At 29.1% G+C, this 6,045-nt stretch carries 5 protein-coding genes; 1 reads left to right on the top strand and 4 read right to left on the bottom strand.

The window, feature by feature from the left end:
• Window positions 1-37: 37 nt before the first annotated feature.
• The 4 genes from G8761_RS11820 to G8761_RS11835 form a co-directional block, all read right to left on the bottom strand.
• Window positions 38-544, bottom strand: coding sequence for a hypothetical protein (locus G8761_RS11820; RefSeq protein WP_166026832.1), 507 nt, complete (start codon window positions 542-544; stop codon window positions 38-40).
• A gap of 929 nt (window positions 545-1,473) precedes the next feature.
• Window positions 1,474-2,616 carry an ABC transporter permease gene (locus G8761_RS11825; RefSeq protein ID WP_166026834.1) on the bottom strand — a complete coding sequence of 381 codons (1,143 nt, stop codon included), beginning with the start codon at window positions 2,614-2,616 and terminating at the stop codon, window positions 1,474-1,476.
• A 1-nt stretch (window position 2,617) separates the two neighbouring features.
• On the bottom strand, window positions 2,618-3,511 hold the full coding sequence (locus tag G8761_RS11830; RefSeq protein ID WP_166026836.1) for an ABC transporter ATP-binding protein: 894 nt from the start codon (window positions 3,509-3,511) through the stop codon (window positions 2,618-2,620).
• Between the two features lie 75 nt (window positions 3,512-3,586).
• Window positions 3,587-3,874, bottom strand: a complete 288-nt coding sequence (locus G8761_RS11835; protein ID WP_166026838.1) for a hypothetical protein — start codon at window positions 3,872-3,874, stop codon at window positions 3,587-3,589.
• A 315-nt stretch (window positions 3,875-4,189) separates the two neighbouring features.
• Here G8761_RS11835 and G8761_RS11840 point away from each other — a divergent pair, with 315 nt between their 5' ends.
• Window positions 4,190-5,785, top strand: coding sequence for a putative polysaccharide biosynthesis protein (locus tag G8761_RS11840; RefSeq protein ID WP_166026840.1), 1,596 nt, complete (start codon window positions 4,190-4,192; stop codon window positions 5,783-5,785).
• Window positions 5,786-6,045: the final 260 nt, after the last annotated feature.

Genomic DNA, 6,045 nt, shown 5'->3' on the forward strand with positions numbered 1-6,045 from the left:
CTTCAACAAAAGCACTCGAATTGGATGCTGCTGAAAATTAAATATTTAATTCTATAGGCATTTCTTTAGTACTTCTTTTATTATAAAACTCTTCTAGTTCTCTTTGACTTAAGGAGTTTTTTTTACTATCTTTTAGAAAATTTATTGCATTCGCATTAGGCCGTACATAGATGTACTCAACTTTCTCTTGAATTGCATAATTTATTAGTTTTTCGAGATAGAAACTAGATATCCCTTTTTTTCTCAAGGATGTATCATGCACATATAGTAGCTCTAAATTTATGCCAACTCCACGTTTTCTTAGATTTGCAATAGTTGGATTACTTTTATGAAAGTCCATAGAAAACAAAGCTTTTCCACCTCTTATATCATAAATACAAAATTTCACATCTCCATTTCGGCAATGGTACCCCTTTTCTTGCGTATTAACGAGTCCATTGTCATCAAATTTAAAGACCACATTACCTTCACTTTCTTTAATACATTCGGGTAAACCCCAGGCCTTAATCAATTTTCTCATTAAGTTATTATTTTCCCCATTCAAAGGAATACCTCCTTTTCACCTACTTAATTGCACAAAAATTCAAGACATTATTATGATTTAAGGTGTCCTTCACTATGACGGGTTGCAAGCTGATTCGCTCCCCACCTTAGCAGTCGCATAGCAGTTCTAAATATTTATTCAAAAATTAGCTCTTCTGGAAAATAGTTATAACAATTACAATATTTCTTTTCAACTTTTAAATCCTTTTTATATTGATAATACATCTTTTCTAAAGACGGTAGATTATATCTCATTAATTCCTTCTTAGAAAGTCGAGATTTAGTTTTATAGTAATAACTAGAATATATTTGCTTTCTAATCCAAACATCCAAACTTCGTAGTGTTCGGACATCTGTCACGGATAAAAAATAACTTAACCAATTTCTTTTTGGAAGTGTATTGCCACAATTAGGGCATTTCTCAGTTTTTTCGAACCCTAGATTACCCATTATTTTAAATTTGATCCGATTACAATAAAAAAAGAACCTAACGGTTCTTTTTTTATCTGACTAATTTGCTTACATTTACTTATTTTAGAAAATGGTGGTTATCCCTTTAAAAGTTGGAGACTAACAAGTCTTGTATGTTCTTGTATATTGATAGGTATAGGTACCAAAAACAGTCTCTATAAACTTTGAAATATCAACAATCTTTTGTGTATATGAGTAACCATTAACAAATGTAATAGTCATATACTTTTCATTTGTTGTCATCCAGTAAAATCCATCCTTGTATATTTTGTTATACTGATACAGAACAGTCTCCATATATTGTGCATTTGCTTTTTTAAATGTAAAACTGAACACACTAAAAAACATTGCAATTATTAATAAAAGTTCTGTGATTTTTTCTTCAACTAAATCATATCCGTTTCAAATTAATTTTTAAAAACTTAAAGTTTACAAAAAGTAGCTCTTCCTTTTAAAAAATTAAAATACTTCTTTTTTTCTAATTAATCGTAATGAAATAAAATGTAATAAAAGGCTAGATACAAGCAAAACTTCTATACCTAATTTTAAAGAAATGTTATTATTTTTTAGATTTGAAGCTAAAGTGCCATCTATTATATTAAATGTATTAAAATAAGAAAAAGGTAAATATTGTGCAAAAATGGCAAAGTAACCATACTTATTCACACTTAGGTATAACATTGATGACAAAATGACTGTTAAACTAATTGCAATCATACTACTACTAGTAATCACTGAAATCAAAATTGCTACCGAGATAGTAAAAATAAGTACAAATATGAAAAGTAATCCAGAAAGTGTTAGGTATTGTCCTATGTTAATAAATGTTGACGTTCCCTCTCTCTGGATTGATATTGGGTAATCAAACGATCCTGTTCCCCAAAACAAACTTCCTATTAAAAACGCAAATAAACTAACTGTAAATATTGAAAATATAGAGAAACTAAATGCTACAAGTGATTTAGTATTTACTATCTTTTCACGGGAAATTGACTGAGTAAAAAGAAAATTAATGGTTCCTTTATCAAATTCAATTGCAAGTATGTCTCCTACAATAAAAATCATTATAATTACACCCATAAATCCGAATAATATGTTCAGAATGTTTCTAAGGAAGTAAATTCCTTGTGTTGCACTAGATTCATTAATGGGTTTTATATTTTTTTTAATTAACTGTTTGTTTATTCCTATTCTGGATTCTATTAACTGAATAGGTTCTCCGCCAATCGCTTTACCAGTTTTTAAATTCTTAAGTTGATTTTCATCAAATATAATCTGGGCTTTTAATTCCTCTTTCCAATTACCTTTTTCAAAAGCATTTGCTTGTTGTTCTAACAATTTTATTTCATTCTTATATTCTTCTTCTATTTTTTTTACACTATCCCTATTCCGATCTTCTCTAGGGATTTGGCTAATTGCTTCATTTATTGAACTAATTTGGTATTTATAATTTTCTGCTTTATTTGATTCGTATTTTTTGTTGAGTAAATTATTTAAAATAAGAATTCCTAAGGAAATTACAATTATGAGGCAAATAACAATAATATTCTTTTTTCTTTTAAATATTTTTTTATATTCCAGAAATAAAAGATGCTTATTCATTTTAATCTCCATAAATGCTGTGATAAATCGTTTCTGTTCTTTGCTCGGTTTTATGAATATCAATTATAAAAATATGATTATCATAAAGTTTTTTTATTATTTCTCTCAAGTCGGGTTCTATCAAGGTTAATTGAATCTCTCCGCAATCTAAGATAACTAATTCATTAATGTTGCTTTCGCTTTTTAAGATATTCCTAACTTCTTCTGGTTTAGTTATCTTAAGAAGATAAGAATTTTTTTTGCACTTAAAGTTCTCAGAAGACTTTTCTTCAACTATTTGTCCTTCTCTAATAAATAGAATCCTATCAGCAACCTTATCTACTTCTCCTAAAATATGTGAGGAAAATAAAATACTTGTACCTTCATCTCGTAATTCCAAGATAAGTTGTCTGAGTAACAGACTGCTTGACGGATCTAATCCATTTAGTGGTTCATCCATTAAAAGAAGCTTTGGTTTACTTAAAAGGGAAATAGCTAATAATAAATGCTGTTTCATACCTAGTGAATATTTTCGTACTTTTAAGTTAATATACTTTTCTATCTTTAGTTTCTTTATTACTTTATTTATTTTTGATAACGGGATATCTTTTACTTTTGCTATAAAGAATAAATGATCATAACCTGTAAGGTCTGGATATAGCACAGAGGAGTCCTGCATGAAGGAAATTTTCGCCAATGCCTGTTCACGATTTTTACTTGGATTGAGATTACAGATTTTTATACTTCCTTCATCTGGAAAAATTAGATTTGAAACTAACTTTAGTAAGGTAGTTTTTCCTGCCCCATTTGGTCCTACTAGTGCTACAATTTCATTTTCGCCAATAGTGAAATTAATGTTGTTAATTATTTCTTTATTGTCTATTTTCTTATATATTCCTTTTATTTCTGCAATCATATACTTTTCACCTAATAATGAAAGAGAAAGTTATTTAAACTTTCTCTCCTATTTTATTCAAATTATAGAGGTTTATTAGTAGATTTTATAAGTTCTAGTATGTTGTTCATCTATAAAACCTAAAATTAAACGGCCCGGTGTTGTAACATCTTTTAGAGTTTCTGTGTAGGAGTAGCCATTAACGTAAGATAAAGTTTTATAAGTATAATCATGTGTATATGGTTTTGCACCACTACTCATATAAGTCTTTATGAAAGTGTATACTACTGTATCTACATAAGATGCCTCTGCTTTATCAATAGATACTACACCAATACTAAAACAAATAGCTAATGCAACTAAGCTTTGCTTAATTTTTTTCAATATTTTCACCTCCTATTATTTTTTAATAGCAAACAAAAATCAACCAAATAAACCATTATTTGCTATTTAATAAAAAATATAACATAATTTGTAGAATACTGTAAATTAAAAATTTGTAATTTTTAAAACAAACAGAACTTTCAATAGTTTTTTTGCCTATTTAACTTGAATTTTTTATATCATCTCAGTTAAAATAAATTGGTAAAATATATAAATTTTACAAATAGTCATTTTTTATTAAAGTGAGTAAGGTATCAGAAGTAAATATTGTAGAAATATATAATTTAACATCGGGAGAGAACGGAGACGGAAAATTTGGATAATAAATTTGTAAAAGGATCTTTTTATTTAACAGCTGCTACTTTTATCTCTAAGATTCTAGGATTTATTTACATTATGCCTTTTACATTATTAGTTGGTACTTCAGGGTATGCTTTATATAAATATGCATATGGCCCTTACACTATAATGCTATATATATCTACATTAGGGTTGCCCTTGGCTGTTTCAAAATATGTAGCAAAGTATAATAGTCTTGGTAATTATAGGGCTGGTAAAGATCTTCTTAAATCTGGTCTATTACTTATGTCCTTGACTGGTATTGCAGGATTTATTTTATTATTCTTTTTTGCCCCGTATCTTGCAATATTGGTTACCAGTCCTGATGACTCAAGTGGTAATCAGTATTCAGATGTAGTATATGTTATTAGAATGGTGAGTTTTGCCCTATTAGTCGTACCTCCAATGAGCTTGTTAAGGGGTTTCTTTCAAGGAAATCAATCTATGGGTCCTTCCGCAATAAGTACAGTTATTGAACAAATATTTAGAATATGTTTTATACTATTAGGTTCTTTATGTACAATTAAATTTTTTAAGGGGACTGTAACCGAAGCAGTTGGGATCGGGACTTTGGGGGCTTTCGTTGGGGGAGTATCTGGTCTATTTGTATTAGTTGTAATTTATTTAAAAAGAAGAAGGAAATATCCAGGTAGCCAAGAAATTGAAAAAGATTTCGTAAAAATCCCATACAGAAAAATGTTTAATGAGCTTATTCGCTATGCTGTTCCTTTTGTTCTTGTTGGATTAGCAATTCCAATATATCAAAACATTGATACGTTCTCGATTAATATATTATTTAAATCAATTGGTTACAGCCAGGGAAAAGCAGAAGAAATAAATTCGGTAGTTGGATTAGCCCAAATATTAGTATTAATACCCGTTTCACTGGCAACTTCTTTCGGCATGTCGTTAATTCCTGCTATAACTTCCTCATATAATTTAGGACATTACGAGGAACTTTTAAGTAAAATAAAAAAAACCTATCGAATAATAATGTTCTTTACCTTACCAGCATCAGTTGGTTTGTGTCTCTTAAGTCAAAAAATTTATATAACTGTTTTCGGTCTTCAAAGTAATCCAGTGCTGGGTGGGGAAATATTAAAATGGTATGCCCCTATGGCCATATTATTTTCACTGTTTACAGTTTCTGCGGCAATTCTCCAAGGAATAGACAAACAAAAGCACGCGATTGTTGGTATGTTTATAGGAGTGGCCTTAAAATTAACTTTTAACTATATCCTAATAATACATATTAAAGACATCGGACCTGTTATTGCCACCTATATAGGATATGCATTTTCAGTTATTTATAATATTTATTATTTAAAAAAGTATATAATGGTTTCATTTATGGACTTTCTTAAACCTTTGGTTCCAATCCTGATACTTGTTTTTTTAATGTCAATTGGAATTATAATAGTTAATTTTATAGTTAATGCTAGCGTAATGAGCATGTTTAGTAAGTACTGGGTGAACTTAATTGAATCCATTGTGTCCATTTTAGTTGGCCTAATAATTTATTTAATTATTAGCGCAAGACTAGGAATATTAAAAATAATTATTAATAAATAATCAATAAAAAACCTGATCTTCTTAAATCTATTTAAGAAGATCAGGTTTTTTTTATTTGCCGTTTTCCTAAATATTGTTGCTATACCATAAGGCTATAACAAAGAAAACTCGCATTAGAAAAGCTCGGCCGCACACCTGCCACTTTAGTGAAACAACAAAAAGCTTTACCCCTCTTGAAGTAAAGCACCCGTTAGTGGAATAAGAACCATCCTTAAATCTCAAGGAATCTCCTTGTGTTTACCTCTTCCTGTCCTGCCGTG

Origin of the sequence: Neobacillus terrae, assembly GCF_011393025.1 — a bacterium.
GTDB lineage: Bacteria > Bacillota > Bacilli > Bacillales > Cytobacillaceae > Neobacillus_A > Neobacillus_A terrae.